Source organism: Curtobacterium sp. Leaf183, assembly GCF_001424385.1.
In the GTDB taxonomy this organism is placed as follows: Bacteria; Actinomycetota; Actinomycetes; order Actinomycetales; family Microbacteriaceae; genus Curtobacterium.
This window is the reverse complement of sequence record NZ_LMPO01000007.1, coordinates 59,226-78,073: the sequence shown is the minus strand read 5'-3', so window position 1 is coordinate 78,073 and position 18,848 is coordinate 59,226. Positions and strand designations below refer to the sequence as shown.

General features: G+C 68.6%; 15 protein-coding genes and 3 tRNA genes. 9 read left to right on the top strand and 9 right to left on the bottom strand.

Going from position 1 to position 18,848, the window contains the following annotated elements:
* The first annotated feature begins 67 nt into the window (after positions 1 to 67).
* From gyrB to ASG04_RS04680, 5 genes are all read left to right on the top strand, one after another.
* Positions 68 to 2,050, top strand: a complete 1,983-nt coding sequence (gene gyrB / locus ASG04_RS04700) for a DNA topoisomerase (ATP-hydrolyzing) subunit B (protein WP_056120989.1) — start codon at positions 68 to 70, stop codon at positions 2,048 to 2,050.
* A gap of 116 nt (positions 2,051 to 2,166) precedes the next feature.
* Positions 2,167 to 4,836, top strand: coding sequence for a DNA gyrase subunit A (gene gyrA / locus ASG04_RS04695; protein ID WP_056120987.1), 2,670 nt, complete (start codon positions 2,167 to 2,169; stop codon positions 4,834 to 4,836).
* Positions 4,829 to 5,236: a DUF3566 domain-containing protein gene (locus ASG04_RS04690; RefSeq protein ID WP_056120986.1), complete on the top strand. Its 408-nt coding sequence runs from the start codon at positions 4,829 to 4,831 to the stop codon at positions 5,234 to 5,236. The genes gyrA and ASG04_RS04690 overlap by 8 nt, the downstream gene beginning before the upstream one ends.
* Before the next feature lie 76 nt (positions 5,237 to 5,312).
* Positions 5,313 to 5,389: transfer RNA gene (locus tag ASG04_RS04685), tRNA-Ile, on the top strand.
* Between the two features lie 41 nt (positions 5,390 to 5,430).
* Positions 5,431 to 5,503: transfer RNA gene (locus ASG04_RS04680), tRNA-Ala, on the top strand.
* 468 nt (positions 5,504 to 5,971) lie between these two features.
* On the opposite strand, the gene ASG04_RS04675 is transcribed toward ASG04_RS04680, so the two are convergent.
* Entirely contained in the window at positions 5,972 to 6,550 is a 579-nt protein-coding gene (locus ASG04_RS04675) for a hypothetical protein (protein WP_056120984.1), read from the bottom strand.
* A gap of 116 nt (positions 6,551 to 6,666) precedes the next feature.
* Here ASG04_RS04675 and ASG04_RS04670 point away from each other — a divergent pair, with 116 nt between their 5' ends.
* Both ASG04_RS04670 and ASG04_RS04665 read left to right on the top strand, forming a co-directional pair.
* Complete coding sequence (locus ASG04_RS04670; RefSeq protein WP_056120982.1) at positions 6,667 to 7,206, top strand: peptidylprolyl isomerase; 540 nt, start codon at positions 6,667 to 6,669, stop codon at positions 7,204 to 7,206.
* Between the two features lie 149 nt (positions 7,207 to 7,355).
* On the top strand, positions 7,356 to 8,066 hold the full coding sequence (locus ASG04_RS04665) for a rhomboid family intramembrane serine protease (protein ID WP_235515437.1): 711 nt from the start codon (positions 7,356 to 7,358) through the stop codon (positions 8,064 to 8,066).
* 271 nt (positions 8,067 to 8,337) lie between these two features.
* Here the strand turns inward: ASG04_RS04665 and ASG04_RS04660 are convergent, their stop codons facing one another.
* On the bottom strand, positions 8,338 to 8,592 hold the full coding sequence (locus ASG04_RS04660; RefSeq protein ID WP_056120978.1) for a cell division protein CrgA: 255 nt from the start codon (positions 8,590 to 8,592) through the stop codon (positions 8,338 to 8,340).
* A gap of 82 nt (positions 8,593 to 8,674) precedes the next feature.
* Between ASG04_RS04660 and ASG04_RS04655 the strand changes: the two genes are divergently transcribed.
* A complete protein-coding gene (locus ASG04_RS04655; RefSeq protein WP_056120976.1) occupies positions 8,675 to 9,319 on the top strand; it encodes an anthranilate synthase component II in 645 nt (214 codons plus the stop codon).
* Between the two features lie 119 nt (positions 9,320 to 9,438).
* Here ASG04_RS04655 and pknB read toward each other — a convergent pair whose 3' ends face one another.
* The 7 genes from pknB to ASG04_RS04620 all read right to left on the bottom strand — a co-directional run bounded on the left by pknB (position 9,439) and on the right by ASG04_RS04620 (position 18,599).
* Positions 9,439 to 11,250, bottom strand: a complete 1,812-nt coding sequence (gene pknB, locus ASG04_RS04650) for a Stk1 family PASTA domain-containing Ser/Thr kinase (protein ID WP_235515436.1) — start codon at positions 11,248 to 11,250, stop codon at positions 9,439 to 9,441.
* Between the two features lie 117 nt (positions 11,251 to 11,367).
* Positions 11,368 to 13,101, bottom strand: a complete 1,734-nt coding sequence (locus ASG04_RS04645) for a serine/threonine-protein kinase (RefSeq protein WP_056120975.1) — start codon at positions 13,099 to 13,101, stop codon at positions 11,368 to 11,370.
* Entirely contained in the window at positions 13,098 to 14,552 is a 1,455-nt protein-coding gene (locus ASG04_RS04640) for a peptidoglycan D,D-transpeptidase FtsI family protein (RefSeq protein WP_056120973.1), read from the bottom strand. Before ASG04_RS04640 ends, ASG04_RS04645 begins: the two co-directional genes overlap by 4 nt.
* Positions 14,549 to 15,997 (bottom strand): FtsW/RodA/SpoVE family cell cycle protein, encoded by a 1,449-nt coding sequence (locus ASG04_RS04635; protein WP_056120971.1) that lies wholly within the window; start codon positions 15,995 to 15,997, stop codon positions 14,549 to 14,551. Before ASG04_RS04635 ends, ASG04_RS04640 begins: the two co-directional genes overlap by 4 nt.
* Positions 15,994 to 17,358, bottom strand: coding sequence for a Stp1/IreP family PP2C-type Ser/Thr phosphatase (locus ASG04_RS04630; RefSeq protein WP_056120968.1), 1,365 nt, complete (start codon positions 17,356 to 17,358; stop codon positions 15,994 to 15,996). The genes ASG04_RS04635 and ASG04_RS04630 overlap by 4 nt, the downstream gene beginning before the upstream one ends.
* 6 nt (positions 17,359 to 17,364) lie before the next feature.
* A complete protein-coding gene (locus ASG04_RS04625; RefSeq protein ID WP_056120966.1) occupies positions 17,365 to 17,922 on the bottom strand; it encodes an FHA domain-containing protein in 558 nt (185 codons plus the stop codon).
* Positions 17,919 to 18,599 carry an FhaA domain-containing protein gene (locus ASG04_RS04620; RefSeq protein ID WP_056120963.1) on the bottom strand — a complete coding sequence of 227 codons (681 nt, stop codon included), beginning with the start codon at positions 18,597 to 18,599 and terminating at the stop codon, positions 17,919 to 17,921. Before ASG04_RS04620 ends, ASG04_RS04625 begins: the two co-directional genes overlap by 4 nt.
* A gap of 87 nt (positions 18,600 to 18,686) precedes the next feature.
* On the opposite strand from ASG04_RS04620, the gene ASG04_RS04615 reads away from it, so the two are divergent.
* Positions 18,687 to 18,773, top strand: a tRNA-Leu gene (locus ASG04_RS04615).
* Positions 18,774 to 18,848: the final 75 nt, after the last annotated feature.

Genomic DNA, 18,848 nt, shown 5'->3' with positions numbered 1-18,848 from the left:
AGCGCCTGCGATAGACTGGGCGGTGCAGTGCGCGGGCGTTCCGTGCGCAGGCAGGAGCTCTCGCGACATGGCATCAGGATCTGAAGACGACCAGAACACGTCAGGCGAACAGTCGTACGGCGCAGACCAGATCCAGGTGCTCGAGGGGCTCGAAGCCGTCCGCAAGCGCCCGGGCATGTACATCGGCTCCACCGGACCCCGCGGTCTCCACCACCTGGTGCAGGAGATCGTCGACAACTCGGTGGACGAAGCCCTCGCGGGCTACTGCGACACCATCGACGTGACCATCCGCGAAGACGGCGGCGTCCGTGTGGTCGACAACGGCCGCGGCATCCCGGTCGACGTCCACGCGGCCGAGGGGGTCTCCACGCTGCAGGTCGTCCTGACGGTGCTGCACGCCGGCGGCAAGTTCGGTGGCGGCGGGTACGCGGTCTCCGGCGGTCTGCACGGCGTCGGGTCGTCGGTCGTCAACGCGCTCAGCTCGGAACTCGACGTCGAGGTCCGTCGCCAGGGGCACGTGTACCGGCAGAGCTACACCGACGGCGTCCCCGTGGCACCCGTGTCCGAGGACGAAGCCACCGACGAGACCGGCACGACGATCACGTTCTGGCCGAACGCCGAGATCTTCGAGACCGTCGTCTTCGACTACGAGACCCTGCGCGGTCGCTTCCAGCAGATGGCGTTCCTCAACAAGGGCCTCCGCATCAACCTGCGTGACGAGCGCACTCCCGACGAGGGCGAGGAGTCGCGCCACGACTCCTTCCGGTACGAGCGCGGCCTCGCCGACTACGTCGAGTACCTCGGTCGGCAGAAGAAGGCCGACCTGGTGCACCCCGACGTGATCGGCTTCGAGGCCGAGGACACCGAGCGCAAGATCGCGCTCGAGGTCGCGATGCAGTGGAACACCTCGTACCAGGAGAGCGTCCACACCTTCGCGAACACGATCAACACGCACGAGGGCGGCACCCACGAAGAGGGCTTCCGCGCGGCGCTGACGACCCTGGTGAACCGGTACGCCCGCGAAGCCAAGATCATCAAGGAGAAAGACGACAACCTGACGGGTGACGACATCCGCGAAGGGCTGACCGCCGTCATCTCCGTGAAGCTCGCCGAGCCGCAGTTCGAGGGGCAGACGAAGACCAAGCTCGGCAACACCGAGGCCAAGTCCTTCGTCCAGCGCGTCGTCGGCACCGAGCTCACCCACTGGTTCGAGAGCAACCCGACGCAGGCCCGCGACGTCGTCCGCAAGGCGATCCAGGCCTCGCAGGCCCGGCTCGCCGCCCGCAAGGCCCGCGAGACCACCCGCCGCAAGGGGCTGCTCGAGTCCGGCGGCATGCCCGGCAAGCTCAAGGACTGCCAGTCGAAGGACCCGACCCTGTCGGAGATCTTCATGGTCGAGGGCGACTCCGCCGGCGGTTCCGCCGTGCAGGGGCGCAACCCGATGACCCAGGCGATCCTGCCGCTCCGGGGGAAGATCCTGAACGTCGAGAAGGCGCGCCTCGACCGTGCCCTGGCGAACCAGGAGATCCAGTCGATGATCACGGCGTTCGGCGCCGGCATCGGCGAGGACTTCGACCCGGACAAGGCCCGGTACCACAAGATCGTGCTGATGGCCGATGCCGACGTCGACGGCCAGCACATCACCACGCTGCTGCTGACGCTCCTGTTCCGCTACATGCGCCCGCTCATCGAGCGCGGCTACGTGTACCTGGCGCAGCCGCCGCTGTACCGGCTCAAGTGGTCGAACTCGGCGCACGAGTACGTGTTCAGCGACCGTGAGCGCGACGCACTGCTGCAGGCCGGCATCGCGTCGGGCAAGCGCATCCCGAAGGACAACGGGATCCAGCGTTACAAGGGCCTCGGCGAGATGGACTACAAGGAACTCTGGGACACCACGATGAACCCGGACACCCGCACCCTGCTGCAGGTGACGCTCGAGGACGCCGCGGCGGTCGACAGCGTGTTCGCGACGCTGATGGGCGAGGACGTCGACGCGCGTCGGTCCTTCATCCAGCAGAACGCGAAGGACGTCCGGTTCCTCGACATCTAGACCCGCCCAGGAGGCGCGGTGTCCGCCGCGCGCCCTGGTCCCGACCACCTGTGGTCGCGCCCACCGCGATGAACGTCACCACGGCCTCCCGGCCGTCAGAAAGGTAGCCGAGCCGCATGGCTGACGAGAACGACACCAACGACGACCAGCCCGAGATCGTGCACGGCGAGGTCGGGGACATCGTCGTCTCCGGCGACCGCATCTCCCAGGTCGACCTGCAGCTCGAGATGCAGCGCTCGTACCTCGACTACGCGATGAGCGTCATCGTCGGTCGCGCGCTGCCCGAGGTGCGCGACGGGCTCAAGCCCGTGCACCGCCGCGTGATCTACGCGATGTACGACGGCGGCTACCGCCCCGACCGCGCCTTCTCGAAGTGCTCGCGCGTCGTCGGCGACGTCATGGGCCAGTTCCACCCGCACGGCGACAGCGCGATCTACGACGCGCTCGTCCGCCTGGTGCAGCCGTGGTCGCTCCGCTACCCGCTCGCGCTCGGTCAGGGCAACTTCGGCTCCCCGGGCAACGACGGCGCTGCGGCACCGCGGTACACCGAGACCAAGATGGCGCCGCTCGCCATGGAGATGGTCCGGGACATCGACGAAGAGACCGTCGACTTCCAGGACAACTACGACGGTCGCACGCAAGAGCCCGCGATCCTGCCGGCCCGTTTCCCGAACCTGCTCGTCAACGGCTCGGTCGGCATCGCGGTCGGCATGGCGACGAACATCCCGCCGCACAACCTGCGCGAGGTCGCGTCGGGTGCGAAGTGGGCGCTGGAGCACCCGGACGCCTCGCGCGAAGAGCTGCTCGGCGCGCTCATGCAGCGGATCAAGGGCCCGGACTTCCCGACCGGCGCGCAGATCCTCGGCGTCAAGGGCATCCAGGACGCCTACCGCACGGGTCGTGGCTCGATCACGATGCGTGCCGTCGTCTCGGTGGAGGAGATCCAGGGTCGCACCTGCCTGGTCGTCACCGAGCTGCCGTACCAGGTCAACCCGGACAACCTCGCGATCAAGATCGCCGAGCTGGTCAAGGACGGCCGTCTCGCCGGCGTCGCGGACATCCGTGACGAGACCTCCGGTCGCACCGGGCAGCGTCTGGTCATCGTGCTCAAGCGCGACGCCGTCGCCAAGGTCGTGCTGAACAACCTGTACAAGCACACGCAGCTGCAGGAGAACTTCGGCGCGAACATGCTCGCGATCGTCGACGGCGTCCCGCGCACGCTGGCGCTCGACGGGTTCATCTCCGCCTGGGTCGACCACCAGGTCGAGGTCATCGTCCGCCGCACCAAGTACCGCCTGCGCGAAGCCGAGAAGCGGGCGCACATCCTGCGCGGCTACCTGGCTGCCCTCGACGCCCTCGACGAGGTCATCGCGCTCATCCGCCGTTCCCCCGACGTCGAAGAAGCGCGCAGCGGCCTGATGGACCTGTTGTCCGTCGACGAGATCCAGGCCCGCGCGATCCTCGAACTCCAGCTCCGCCGCCTGGCAGCGCTCGAGCGACAGAAGATCCACGAAGAGGCCGAAGCCCTCGAGCTCAAGATCGCCGACTTCGAGGACATCCTCGCGCGGCCCGAGCGTCAGCGCTCGATCATCGGCGAGGAGCTCGACGAGATCGTGGAGCGCTTCGGCGACGACCGTCGCAGCGAGATCATGCTCGGGTACGACGGCGACATGTCGATCGAGGACCTCATCCCCGAAGAAGAGGTGGTCGTCACGATCACCCGCGGCGGGTACGTCAAGCGCACCCGCAGCGACCAGTACCGGTCGCAGCACCGAGGCGGTCGTGGGGTCCGCGGTGCCCAGCTCCGCGCGGACGACGTGGTCGAGCACTTCTTCGTTACGACGACGCACCACTGGCTGCTGTTCCTGACCGACCAGGGCCGGGTCTACCGGGCCAAGGCGTACGAGCTGCAGGAAGCCGGGCGTGACGCCAAGGGCCAGCACTCGGCGAACCTGCTCGCGATGCAGCCGGACGAGCAGATCCAGCAGGTGCTCGACATCCGCGACTACGAGGCGGCGCAGTACCTCGTGCTCGCCACCGAGCAGGGCCTCGTGAAGAAGACCTCCCTGACCGAGTACGACACGAACCGCACGGGCGGCATCATCGCGATCAACCTGCGCGAGGGCGACAAGCTCCGCTCGGCGCTGCTCGTCGACGAGACCGATGACCTGCTGCTCGTGTCGCGGCACGGCATGTCGCTCCGCTTCACGGCGACGAACGACACGCTCCGACCGATGGGCCGTTCGACCTCCGGTGTGAAGGGCATGTCCTTCCGCGGCGACGACTCGCTGCTCGCCGCACGGGTCGTCTCGGACGACGGGTTCGTCTGGGTGATGACCGAGGGCGGCTACGCCAAGCGCACCGGCGTCGACCAGTACCGCATCCAGGGCCGTGGCGGACTCGGCATCAAGGTGGCCAAGTTGGCGGCCGACCGGGGCGATCTTGTGGGTGCTCTCATCGTCGGCGAGGACGACGAGGTGCTCGTCGTGCTGCAATCGGGCAAGGTGGTAAGGTCTGCCGTGGCCGAGGTCCCCGCCAAGGGACGCGACACGATGGGCGTCGTCTTCGCTCGGTTCGCCGAGAACGACCGGATCATCGCGGTGGCCCGGAACAGCGAGCGGAACCTGGACGACCAGGACGACGCCGAGATCGAGACCGCGGGCCCGGTCGAGACCGTCAGCCCTGACGAAGCGGCGCCGGAACCCACCGATGCCGCCGACAACGCGCCCACGAACCCCGCGCCCGTCGACGACGAGGCCGGAGAGGACCAGCCAAGCAATGAGTAGTGTCGCCGAGAAGCTCCAGAAGAAGGCGAAACGACCCGTCGGCACTCGTCAAGTGCGACTGCGGCTGGTCTACCTCGACTTCTGGTCGATGGTGAAGCTGTCCTTCCTCGTCGCCCTGGCCGGCAGCATCGTGATCGTCGTGGCGACCGCGCTGGTGTGGGTCATCCTCAACCAGACCGGCGTGTTCACCCAGATCGACGCCCTGCTCAAGGACGTCACCGGGCAGAACAACTACTCGATCATGGACCAGTTCTCGCTGGGCCAGGTGCTCGGGTTCTCCATCGTCGTGGGCATCCTCAACGTGGTGGTCGGCACCGTGCTCGGCGCCATCGTGAGCGTGCTGTACAACCTCAGTGTGCGGATCACGGGCGGCCTGCTCGTGGGCTTCACGAACAACTGACACACCCGGTCCGGATGAGGTCACCCGCTCGATTTCGCTCCCGCGACTTCGTGCGCTAGGCTTTCATCCGGTCTGAGGGGCTATAGCTCAGGCGGTTAGAGCGCTTCGCTGATAACGAAGAGGTCCAAGGTTCAAGTCCTTGTAGCCCCACCACGTACAACTTCATCCGGTCGCCGACATCGTCGGTGGCGCCCGGGGCCTTAGCTCAGTTGGTAGAGCGCCTGCTTTGCAAGCAGGATGTCGGGAGTTCGATTCTCCCAGGCTCCACTCCCTCAGATCGAACGCTGCTGCGTTCGTGCCTCCCTTCGCCGCGTTCGGTCGTCGTGCCAGTTCGCGCCGCTTCCCCTGCGGCGCGATGTCGCTGTGTGCGCGCGAGCGGCCAGGACGCACCGCTTGGGTTCGCGTGCGCGGTGCGTTGTGACCAGTCACCGCGTGGGCGCGCCGGCAGTCGGACGGGAGGACCGGTGCCAGGCCGTCACGGGCCTCCCCGTCCGCCACGGTGTGCGTCAGCGCTCGTGGCGCCCGCTCGGCCCGGTTCCGGTGCCCACACGGCGGATCCAGGTGACAAGACTCGCCGCGAGTGAATCGCTGCGGTGCGAGGACTGGACCGTCACGGCGGTCGAGGTTCCGTGATTCTGGAACCTCGCGGGGTGGAGCGGCCGTCGAGTGCGCGCCGCCTCCCGGGACGACGAAGGGCCCCGGCGGATGCCGGGGCCCTTCGAACGAACCGGGAGGTCAGGCGGCGGACTTGCCCGCCGAGTCGGCGTCGTCGGCGACCCAGAGGTCGTCGTCGGCGCGGAGCGTCTGGTACGCGGCGTAGGCGGCACCGGCGACGGCGACCACCCCGACCACGATCAGCGCGACGCCACCGAAGCCGAGGCCCTGCTTCTTGTGACCGGACGGCACGTACTTCGCCGCGGTCTTGCGGGCCTTCTTGCTCTTCTTCTGCGCGTTCTTCACGAGCTTCTTGACGCGGGGGTCCTTGGCGAGGTCGCCCACGCTCATGACCGAACCCGCAGTCGAGACCAGGCCGGGGATGACCTCGGTCTGGAACCGGTGCGACGCAGACTGCGCGGCCGAGGTGGCGGCGTGCACACCGGTGGCGACAGCCGGGCGGACCCCGTTGTCGATCGCGTGCTGGACGCGGGGGGCGATGTCCTTGCGTGCGGCGTCGGCGGCGTGCGACCGGGCGTCGGCGAGGATCTCGTTCGCGTGCTCGAGCACCTTGCGCTGCTCGCCGAGGAGCGAGGCGGTCTTGCCCTTGAGCTTCTTGATCTGCTTCCGGCGCTTGCGCGACAGTTCGATCGTCGTCATCTGGTACCTCCATCGGAACGGCGTGGACCCATCCTGCCACCAGGTCGCCTGACAGGTCACAGGGCCGTGCCTGTGCGTCTCGTCTGTACGCAGGTCGCACATGCGAGAATCGGAACATGTCTCTGCACACCGCTGTCGCAACGATCCACACGAACAAGGGCGACATCCGCGTCAACCTGTTCGGCAACCACGCCCCCAAGACCGTCAAGAACTTCGTCGACCTCGCGACGGGGCAGCAGGAATGGACCCACCCGGGCACGGGCAAGGTCTCGACCGACAAGCTGTACGACGGCGTGGTCTTCCACCGCATCATCAAGGACTTCATGATCCAGGGCGGCGACCCGCTCGGTCAGGGTGTCGGCGGCCCCGGCTACCGGTTCGACGACGAGATCTCCCCGGAGCTCACCTTCCAGAACCCGTACATCTTCGCCATGGCCAACGCCGGCATCCAGGGCGGCCGCGGCACGAACGGCTCGCAGTTCTTCATCACCACGGTGGCGACCCCCTGGCTGCAGGGCAAGCACACCATCTTCGGCGAGGTCGCGGACGACGAGTCGCGCGCGGTCGTCGACGCGATCGAGGGCGTCCCGACCGACGGCCGTGACAAGCCGATCGAGGACGTCGTGATCAACAGCATCGACGTCGAGTCCGTCTGACACCTGTGACCGACCAGGCGTACAACCCGGCCAACTACTGCTACCGGCACCCGGACCGACAGAGCTTCATCCTGTGCCAGCGGTGCGGGCGGACGATCTGCACCGAATGCCAGACACCGGCGGCGGTCGGGGTGCACTGCCCTGAGTGCGTGCGTGAACAGCGCATGCAGTTCGCCGCGAACCGTCGCGCGTCCGGAGCCCCGAACGGCATCACGGTCGCGCGACGTCGGTTCGCGATGCTCGACCAGAAGGCGACGGTCGTCATCGTCGCCGTCTCCGTGCTGATCTGGTTGCTCGACCAGGTCACGCGCGGGTTCTTCACCCAGCTGTTCTTCTTCAACGCCGCCTACCTGCCCACCCAGCCGTGGCGCATGGTGACGTCGTTGTTCGTGCACTCCGGCTTCCTGCACATCGCCTTCAACATGTGGGCGGTGTTCATCTTCGGCCGGATGCTCGAGAACATGCTCGGGACGTGGCGGTTCCTGGCGCTGTACTTCCTGGCCGGTCTCGGCGGGTCCATGGCGGTCACGCTGATCGCACCGGGTTCGTCGGTCGTCGGTGCTTCCGGTGCGATCTTCGGGCTGTTCGCCGCCTTCTTCATGCTGCAGCGCAGCCTGGGCGGCAACGCGGTGTCCCTGCTGGTCATCATCGGACTCAACCTGCTCATCGGGTTCCTGCCCGGTACGAACATCTCGTGGCAGGCACACGTCGGTGGCATCGCCGTTGGCTTCCTGACCGGGTACGTCTTCGCCAAGACCCGGAACATCCGAAAGCGGCGTCTGCAGATCACGCTGTTGTCACTCGAGGCCGTCGTGATCATCGCCCTGACCTACGTCGGGTACGCGATCGCTGTCGGCTGACCTTGATCCCCGAACGCCCCGTCACGCTCCGGTGTGACGGGGCGTTCGCCGTCTGTGGAGAACTCCCTGAGTTACACGGGTGTGATTATCCCCATTGTGGAAACAGCTGTGGACAACTCCGGACCCGGGGTGTGGACAAGAGTGTGGAGAACGGTCTCGGCTGTGGAGAACCCGCGGTAGCCGAGTGCGAGCTGGTCGTTCCTGCCCACGAACGACGACGCCCGCTGCACCGAGGGGGGCAGCGGGCGTCGTTCGACGGTGCGGGCGGGGATCAGCGCCAGCGCGTGGTCATCAGGAAGCCGACGAACATGATCCCGAAGCCGATCAGGATGTTCCACGAGTTGAGCGTGGGCACCGGCAGCGTGCCCTGGGAGATGTAGAACACGATGACCCAGGCGAGCCCGATCAGCATGAAGCCGAACATGACCGGCTTGAACCACACGGGGTTGGGCTGGTCGCCCGCCGTGTCGACCGAGTCGGCTCGGGTCCTCCGGGCGGGCTTGGTGCGGTCCTTGTCCTTGGCCATGGCCGGTATCCTACCGTGAACACGTGTGTGGACGGGCCCCACAGAGCCTCCGCACGACCCCCACGAGTACGGTGAACCGACCATGACCAGGATCCTCGTCGTCGACAACTACGACAGCTTCGTGTACACCCTCAACGGCTACGTCCAGCAGCTCGGCGCCGAGACGGACGTCGTCCGCAACGACGCCTTCCCCGCGTCGGAGATCGCCGACCGGATCGCCGAGTACGACGGGGTGCTGCTGTCGCCCGGCCCCGGAACCCCCGCTGACGCCGGAGTGTCGATCGCGACCGTGCGCGCGGCCATCGACGTCGACAAGCCACTGCTGGGCGTGTGCCTCGGCCACCAGGCCATCGCCGAGGCCCTCGGCGCGACCGTCACGCATGCCGAAGAGCTCATGCACGGCAAGACCTCGCAGGTCGACCACGACGACAGTGCGCTGTTCACGGGTGTCCCGCACCCCTTCACCGCGACGCGGTACCACTCGCTGGCGATCGTCGACGGCACGGTGCCGGACGAACTCACGGTGACGGCCCGGACCGAGGGCGGCGTCATCATGGGCGTTCAGCACCAGGACGCCCCGGTCTACGGCGTGCAGTTCCACCCCGAGTCCGTCCTGACCGAAGGCGGCTACCGGATGGTGGGCAACTGGCTCGAGACCGCCGGCTTGTCCGGTGCCGCCGAGCGTGCGGCGGGCCTCGGCCCGCTCATCGCCACGCGCCGCGACTGACGGACCGAACCGGCGCTGGCGGTGACGTGACCGCCCGTCGGACAGGCGGCCCGTGGCGTTCGGCCGCGGGCCTCCTGGTCGGCGGATGCCGGTTCCACGGCGCCGCACCGATCGGTGGGTCAGTTGCCGTCGTCGCCGCCGTCGCCACCGGTGCCGCCGTTGTCGCCGCCGCCCTGGGCGGGCGCCTGCGTCGGGGGTGAGGTGGGTCGGGCTGACGCGGCGCAGTAGGTCAGCACGACGGTGCTGCCCTGGGCGATGTCACCGGCTGGCTGGTCCTGCTGGACCACAAGACCACCGATGCAGGTGTACGACGCCTGCTGGCGGACCGTGAGCCCCAGGTTGGCGAGCGTCTGGTTCGCCGTCGCGATCGGCTGCTGCGAGACGTCCGGCAGCTGGACCATGCCGTTCGAGACGCGCAGGTTCACGACCGTGCCCTTGGTCAGCGAAGTGTTGGCGGCCGGGTCAGTGCTGAGCACGGTGCCCTCGGGCACGGACGGCGAGTAGTCGGTGTTGATCGCCCCGACCTCGAAGCCGGCGGCCTTGAGCGCGTTCTGGGCGGCGTCCTGGGCCTGGTTGGCCACGTCGGGCACGTTCACCTGCTCCGGCCCCAGTGAGACGACCACGCGGACGTTCTGTTTGCGGGCGACGTTCGTGCCGGACCCGGGTTCGGTGCGGATCACCGTGCCCTTGTCGACGTCGTCGGAGTTCTCGTCGACGCGGACCGGCACCAGGTCCTTCTGGTCGAACACCTTCTCTGCGGAGGACCAGGCGGCTCCCACGACGTTCGGCACACTGACCGAGGACGACACCGGGGCCTGTCCGGGCTGCAGGTTCGCGACCCAGAAGACCACACCCGCGATCACGGCGATCGTCAGCAGGATGCCGACCCAGATCCACGCGACCGGGGGGCGGTTCTGCGTGCGCTGGGGGCGGTGCTCCTGGGTGTCGTCGAGTTCTCGGAAGGCGACTTCCGGGTTGGAGGTCGTCCGGGGGTTCACGCCGAAGAGCATCGTCGAGGCGTCGTTCGCGCGCTGCTGCTGCAGCTTCCGGGTGGAGGCGGGGACCTGTCCGGCTCCGGCTTGTTCGAGGTCGCGTCGGAACTCGGCTGCGTTCTGGAAGCGACGGGTCCGGTCCTTGACCAGGGCGTGCAGCGTGACCGCGTCGATCGCCGGCGACACCGACGGCGTGATCGTCGAGGGTGGGACGGGCTGCTCACTGACGTGCTGGTACGCGACCGCAACGGGCGAGTCGCCGAGGAACGGCGGGCGACCGGTGAGCAGCTCGAACAGGACGATGCCTGTCGAGTAGAGGTCGGTGCGCGCGTCGACGGTCTCGCCGCGGGCCTGCTCCGGCGAGAAGTACGACGCGGTACCGAGGATCGACGTGGTCTGCGCGACCGTGGCGGAGGTGTCGGTGATGGCCCGGGCGATGCCGAAGTCCATCACCTTGACCTGGCCGGTCTGCGTGACCATGACGTTGGCGGGCTTGATGTCGCGGTGCACGACACCCGCGCGGTGCGAGTACTCGAGCGCGGTCAGGATGCCGCTGGTGATGCGGACGGCTTCGTCGGACTCGACCGGGCCGTCGCCGATGACGTCGCTGAGGGGGCGGCCCTCGACGAACTCCATCACGATGTACGGGACCTGGACCTCGGCACCGGAGGTCTCGGTCACGGTCTCTTCGCCGGCGTCGTAGACGCGGACGATGGTCGGGTGCGCCATGCGGGCCGCTGCCTGGGCTTCCTGACGGAAGCGGGTGCGGAACGCGGGGTCGTTGGCCAGGCTCGGCTTGAGGAGCTTGACGGCGACGCGGCGGCCGAGGCGCGTGTCCTGCCCGACGTGCACGGTAGCCATCCCGCCACGACCGATGACGTCACCGATCTCGTACCGGTTGGCGAGGAGCGTGATCCCCGCGGTCACACCTTCTGGCACGTACTCCTCCGAATGTCCGTCGGGGGCAAGTGTACGACAGGGCTCCCTGGTGAGACGCTGGCGGCGAGGCCGTCCACCCCAACCGTTACCGGAACGGTGTGGACGGCCCCGCGGTGCTCAGTTGCCGTCCTGCGGGCCGCCCGTCTGGGTCGGGTTGCTCGTCGGGTCGTCGGAGGGCTGCTGCACGGTCCACGTCGCCGTGGCTGCGTCGGACGCCTCGGACGCCGCCAGGGACCCGCACGTGACGGTGTACGTGAACGACACCTCGGAACCCGCGGCGTCGGCCTGGATGTTCACGGCGGTGGACGTCGTGTCGCCCGACGTGGCGCCCGAGCTGTCCTTGCCGCCGGTGACGGTCCACGAGTACTTGCTGACCGTGTACCCGGTCGGGCAGGTCGCGGCCGACCAGCTGAAGGTCACCGCGCCGCTCGACGAGACCGTGCCCGCACTCGGGGTGTTCGGCTTGTTGACCGTCGGCGGTGCCGTGTACTCGCGGATCGTGATGACGGTCCCCGGGGCGACGCTCCCGGTCGGGGTGAGCGACTGCACGGTGTTCGCCGCGTCGGCGGACGGTGCGGTGTCGCCGTCCTCCACCGTCGACTCGAGGCCGAGGGCACGCAGGGCGGCCTGGACTTCGGAGGTGTTGCGTCCGAGGTAGTCGCTCTGGTTCAGCACGACGCGCTCGGGTGTGGGTGTCTGGCTCGGCGTCTTGCTCGGCGGTGGCGGCGTCGAGCTCGTCGAGGCGCTCGGAGCCGGGTCTGCGTCGCCGTTCGCGAAGGCGAAGGCGGCGATGACGGCACCGGCGACCACGAGGACCCCGGCGGCGACCACCCACCAGATCCAGGCGCGCTTCTTCTTCGGTTCGTCGTCCTCGGCGGTGGCCGCGGAGGTCGGCGTGCGGGGTCCGCCGCCGACGGCACTGCCTGCCTGGGTGCCGAGCAGGGCCGTGGCCGCGTCGTTGCCCTGGGGCGGGTTGAACGCTACGGTGCCGGCCCCGCCGAGGGCGGGGACCGCGACCGTGGCCGCTGCGACGTCGCCACGCCGGAGCGCCTGCGCCGCGCGGGCCAGGTTCGCCGCGGTGGCGGGTCGGTCGGCGGGCTTCTTCGCGATGCAGGACATCACCAGGGCCGCGACCGGCTCGGGGATGTCGCCCGGCAGCGCCGGGGGCTGCTCGTTGATGTGCGCCATCGCGATCGCGACCTGCGACTCGCCCGTGAAGGGACGGCGTCCGGCCAGGCACTCGTACGCGACGATGCCGAGCGAGTAGACGTCCGTCGACGGGGACGCCGGGTGACCGCTCGCCTGCTCCGGCGAGAGGTACTGCACGGTGCCCATGACCTGGCCGGTCGCGGTGAGCGGGACCTGGTCGGCGATGCGCGCGATGCCGAAGTCGGTGATCTTGACGCGGCCGTCCGGCGTGATCAGCAGGTTGCCCGGCTTGATGTCGCGGTGGACCAGGCCGACGGCGTGGGCGGCCTGCAGCGCGTTCGCGGTCTGCGCGACGATGTCGAGGACCTTGTCGACGGGCAGCGTGTGCTCGCGCTCGATCATGGTCGAGAGCGCCTCGCCGGGCACGAGCTCCATCACGAGGTAGGCGCTGCCGTCCTCTTCGCCGTAGTCGAAGACGTTGGCGATGCCCTCGTGGTTGACGAGCGCGGCGTGCCGGGCCTCGGCGCGGAAGCGCTCGAGGAACCCGGGGTCGCCGAGGTACTCGTCCTTGAGGATCTTGAGTGCGACGGTCCGGCCGATGACCAGGTCGGTCGCCTGCCAGACCTCGCCCATGCCGCCGATGGCGACGCGGGACGAGAGTTGGTACCGCCCACCGAAGGTGAGTCCGCTGGTGGGTCTCATTTGTTCAGCACCGCCTCCATGACGTTCTTCGCGATCGGGGCCGCGACCGAGTTGCCGACGCCGGACTGTCCGAGTCCGCCACCGTTGCCCACGACGACCGCCACAGCGACCTCCGGGTCCTTCGCGGGCGCGAACCCGGTGAACCACAGCGTGTAGGGGTCGCCCGTGCCGCCCTCGGCGGTCCCGGTCTTGCCGGCGACGTCGACCCCGTCGATCTTCGCATTGGTTCCGGTCCCCGCGCTCACGACGCTCTGCATCGCCTCGGTCAGGTCGGATGACTCGGACGAGGACAGGGGGTCGCTGTACTGCTTCGGGGTGAAGGACTCGACGGTCTTCAGGTCGCTCGTGGTGATCGAGTCGATGAGCGACGGCTGCATGACCGACCCGCCGTTCGCGATGCCCGCCGAGACCATCGCCATCTGCAGCGGCGAGACACGGACGCTCGCCTGGCCGAACGAGCTCAGCATGAGCTGGGCGGTCGAGTCGACGTCCGGGTACTGGCTGGCCGTGGCCTTCATCGGGACGTCGATGGCGTCGCCGAACCCGTACTTGTCCGCCATCGCCTTGATCGTGCTGTACCCGAGCTTCTGCCCGAGCTCGGCGAACGGGATGTTGCACGAGTACTGGATGGCGGTGCGCAGCTTGACGGTGTCCCCGCCGCCACACGAGCCGCCCTCGGCGTTGTTGATGTAGGTGCTCGTGCCGGGCAGCTGCAGGCGCGAGGGGTTCGGGAACTCGGAGTCGAGGTCGTACTTGCCGCCCTCGAGTGCCGCCGACGCCACGACGAGCTTGAAGACCGATCCCGGCGTGTAGAGGTCTCCGCCGATGGCGCGGTTCTGCAGCGGGGTCGGCGTCTGGTTCAGGAGGGCGTCGTACTGCGCCTTGACGTTCCCGGTGTCGTGCGACGTCAGGGAGTTCGGGTCGTAGTCCGGCTTGGACACCATCGCCAGGATCTTGCCCGTCTTGGGCTGGATCGCGACGACGGCACCCGTGTTCGACCCGAGGGCGTCGTACGCGGCCTGTTGCACGTCCGGGTCGATGGTCAGGTTGACGTTGTCGCCCTGCACGTCCTGTCCGGTGAGGATCGAGTTGAGGTTCTGGAAGAACGAGTCGTCGGAGTTGCCGGACAGCACGGTGTTCTCGGCGCTCTCGATCCCCGTGTTGCCCTGGCCGATCGTGAAGTACCCCGTCACCGCCGAGTACAGGGCGCCGTTGGCGTACTTGCGCTGGTACTTGTACTGGTCGTCGACGGCGGTGGACTCGGCGATCGGCGTGCCGTTCACCAGGATGGCGCCGCGTTTGTTCGAGTAGCTGTCGAGGATCGTGCGCGAGTTGCGCGAGTCGGCGCGCAGGGAGTCGGCCGCGAAGAACTGGATCGAGGTCGTCGACACGAAGAGTGCGACGAACATGAGCACGACGACGGTGGAGACGCCGCGGAGCTGCCGTTTCATCGACGCTCCTTCCTGGTCCGCCCGCGCGCGGCCTTCCGGTCGGCGGCGCTCGGGCCACCGCGCTCGGACAGGACACGCTGTTCTGCGGGGATGGAGTCGGTCAGCCGCAGCAGCATCGCCGCGATGATCCAGTTCGCCACCAGGGACGAACCACCGGCGGCCATGAACGGTGTCGTCAGACCGGTGACCGGGATGATCCGGGTGATGCCGCCGACGACGACGAAGACCTGCAGTGCGATCGTGAAGCCGAAGCCGATGCCGAGCAGCTTGCCGAAGTCGTCCTGCGCCATGAAGCCCACGCGGATGCCGCGGGAGACCAGCACGATGAACAGCGCGAGGATGGCGAAGACCCCGATGAGCCCGAGCTCCTCACCGAGGGACGCGATGATGTAGTCCGCGTTGGCGACGGGGGTGATGTAGGGCCGACCCTGGCCGAGGCCGGTGCCCGTGATGCCGCCGTTCGCGAACCCGAACAGGCCGTTCACCAGCTGGTAGCTGGCCTGGGTGTCGGCGTAGTACACCGAGTTGGCGAAGGGGTTGAGCCACTGCTCGAACCGCCCCTGGACGTACTCGAGCACGCTCGCCGCCGCGAGGGCACCGCCGACGAACAGCGCCAGACCGATGAGCACCCAGCTGAGGCGACCGGTCGCGACGTAGATCATCACGAGGAACAGCCCGAAGTACAGCAGCGCCGTGCCGAGGTCGCGCTGGAACACGAGCACGCTCATCGCGACGCCCCACACGATGAGGATCGGGCCGAGGTCGCGCCCACGCGGGAACGTCATGCCGAGGAACTTCCGGCCGACGATCGACAGGCTGTCGCGCGCCGTCACCAGGTAGCCGGCGAAGAACAGCGCCATCGTGATCTTGGCGAGTTCGCCGGGCTGGAACGAGAACGGGCCGAGTCGGATCCAGACGCGGGCACCGCCGACGTTCAGCCCGATGCCGGGCAGCATGGGCAGGAGCAGCAGCACGATGGTCAGGAACATGAAGATGTACCGGTACCGCTGCAGGAACCGGTGGTTCTTCACGAGGACGACCGTCAGGATCGCGAACACCATGGCCAGCAGGGTCCAGACGATCTGCTTCACGCCGATCGCGTCCCAGCCGGTCAGGGCGTTGTGCACGTCGATGCGGTAGATCTCGGCGATCCCGATCCCGTTGAGCACGAGCGCCACGGGGAGGATGAACGGGTCGGCGTTCTTCGCGACCACGCGCAGCACGATGTGCATGACGAGCGCCAGGCCGAGGATGGTGGACCCGGCCCAGAGCACCGACGTGTCGAACAGACGCCCCTTGGTGCCGAGCTCGACGAGGACCATCGCGCCGGCGCAGATGCCGCACGCGATGACGAGCAGCACGAGTTCGAGGTTCCGCGCCCGTGCGGGTTCGCGGAGCTTGATCGTGATCGCCTGGGTCAGCGACGGCGAGGTCGTCGCGGTCACTTGGCTGCCCCGGACGTGGCGGACGGCGAGGGCGACGGGGACCGCGACGAGCTCGGGGACGGCGAGGACGACGACCCGCCGGATCCACCCGTGCCACTCTGGTCCTGCCCGGTCCGCGCCGCGGTGCGGAGCCGGCCGACGATGTCGCGCGCGTCGTCGAGCGACTGCGCGTTGATGGTGGAGCGCACGTTCTCCCTGGTGTACTCGGGCAGGTCGGCGACCTCGATGCCGGAGTCCTCGTACACGTCGGACAGGGCGACCGGGCCGATCTGCTGCTGTACGCCCTTGTAGATCGCGACCTGGCCGCGGTCGGAGCCGACGTAGTAGTGGTCCTGCACGATCCTCCAGCCGAGGAACACGGCACCGACCAGTGCGGCGACGGCGAGCACGAGCGCGACGGTCCACGTGATGCGCCGGCGCACTCGGCGGCGGCGGTCCTCGGCGATGAGCTCGGCGAAGTACTGGTCGCTCTCGGGCTCGAAGTGCGAGTCCTCAGGGGCGGTCGTGACCTTGAGCGGGTGCAGCAGGATCGTGGGCAGGCGGATCGGCTTGCGGCCGGTCGACGCCTCGAAGGTCAGCGGCGCCGCGGCGGAGCCGACCGTGGTGGCCGCGTCGTCGTCGTCCTCGGTCGGGACGGCGTCGGTGACGTCCATCGCCACGACGGTGACGTTGTCCGGAGCCCCGTGGTCGAGGGTCTCCTTGACGAGCCGCTGCGTGACCTGGTTGGCGTCCATCGTCGACGCCAGGGCGTGCCGGATCCGCTCCTCGGCCAGGTAGGACGACAGCCCGTCGGAGCAGAGCAGCCACCGGTCGCCCGGGCGGATGTCCATGATCGCGGTGTCGACCTCGGGGGCCGCGTCGACGTCGCCGAGCACGCGCATCAGGACCGACCGACGCGGGTGCACCGCGGCTTCTTCCGGTGTGATGCGGCCGCTGTCGACCAGGCGCTGCACGAACGTGTGGTCGGACGTGATCTGCTGGAGCTCGCCGTCACGGAAGCGGTAGATGCGCGAGTCGCCGATGTGCGCGATCGCGATCTGGTCGCCGACGCGGATCATCGCGCTGACGGTGGTGCCCATCCCCGTGAGTTCCTGGTGCTCGAACACCGTCTCGGTGATCAGCTGGTTCGCGGCGATGAGCGCGGACTGCAGCGCGAACTCGGCGTCGTGGGCGGAGGGGAACTCGCGGTCGACCTCGCGGATGCGCCGGATCGCGATGGCCGACGCGACGTCGCCGCCGGCGTGCCCGCCCATGCCGTCCGCCACCGCGAAGAGGTGGGCCCCCGCGTAGCCGGAGTCCTGGTTGTTCGCGCGGATGCGCCCGACGTGGGACACAGCGGCGCTCAGCGTGCGAGCGGTCATCCGGGCCTACCGCCGCAGCTCGAACGTCGTCGTCCCGATCGTGATCGGCGTCCGCTCCGCGACGGTCACGGGGGCCGTCACCTTCTGCCCGTCGACGAACGTGCCGTTCGTCGACTCGAGGTCGATGACCACCCACCCGGACGGCTGCAGTTCGAGTCGTGCGTGGTTCGTGGACGTGTAGTCGTCGCGGATCACGACGTTGCTCTCGCTGGAGCGTCCGACCGTGATGGGGCCGCGACCGAGCGGCATCTCCATGCCCTCACGCGCACCCTCGGTGATGACGAGCCGCGTGGCGACGTCGGTGGCGGTCAGCTGCGAGCCGGACGAGCGCCCCTGCTCGATGAGCTCGGTGAACGCCCCGGCACCACCACCCGGTGCGGCACCTCCCGCGGGGATGGTCGGGGTCGTCGGGCCGGACGGCGCGCCCTTGGGATCGGTGGGGATCGTGCGCACCCGCTGCCCGAAGAGGTCGCTGCGCAGGGCGAAGACGATCACGAAGACGAACAGCCAGAGCACCGCGAGGAACGCGAAGCGCAGGACGAGCAGTGTCAGCCCTGTGGTCATCGCGCACCTCCGTCGTTCTCCGGGATCACCCGGAACACCATACGGGTACGACCGATCTCGATGGTTGAGTCCGGCTCGACGATCGACTGGTCGAACCGCTCGCCGTTCAGCTTCGAGCCGTTCGTGGAGCCGAGGTCGTTGGCCTGGGCGTGCTTGCCGTCCCACAGGACCTCGACGTGCTTGCGGCTCGTGCCGGTGTCGGCGACGGTGATGTCGGCGTCGGTGCCGCGGCCGATCACGGTGCGCCCGCGCTGCAGACGGTGCCGCTGGGACCCGATGTCGAGCACGGCGACCCACGCGACGTCGCGCTGCACGGTGGTGGAGTCGATCTGCAGGATCCCCGTCGACAGCGTGCCGTCCTGTTGCAGGCGGATCGTGACCGGGCCCGAGAAGGAGTAGTTCTGCGCCACCGCGTGCTGCTGGACCATCTGCGTGAGCTCGTCGATCAGCGGCCGACCGACGTCGTTCATCCGCGAGCAGTCCGGCGGCGCCAGGCGCACGGTGAACTCGTTCGGCACCAGGATGCGGTCGCGCGAGACCACCGCTGCCTTGGTGTCGAGCTCACGCCGCAGCGCGCTCGAGATCTCCACCGGCTGCACGCCGGAGCGGAAGGTCTTGGCGAACGTGCCGTTGACGGCGCGCTCCAGCCCCCGCTCGAAGCTGTCCAGCAGTCCCATGGGTCTCCCACGTTCTCGGGTCGATGACCTCTGCATGGTAGTCGGTGGCAGCTGGCGCATTCTGTGCGTGGTAGTGTTCTCGGGCTGGCGCGAGTGGCGGAATTGGTAGACGCGCACGGTTCAGGTCCGTGTGCTGGAAACGGCGTGGGGGTTCAAGTCCCCCCTCGCGCACCAGGCAGAACAGAAGAAGTCGAAGGCCCCTGATCGAGAGATCAGGGGCCTTCGTCGTTCCACCGCGGCACCGTCGCG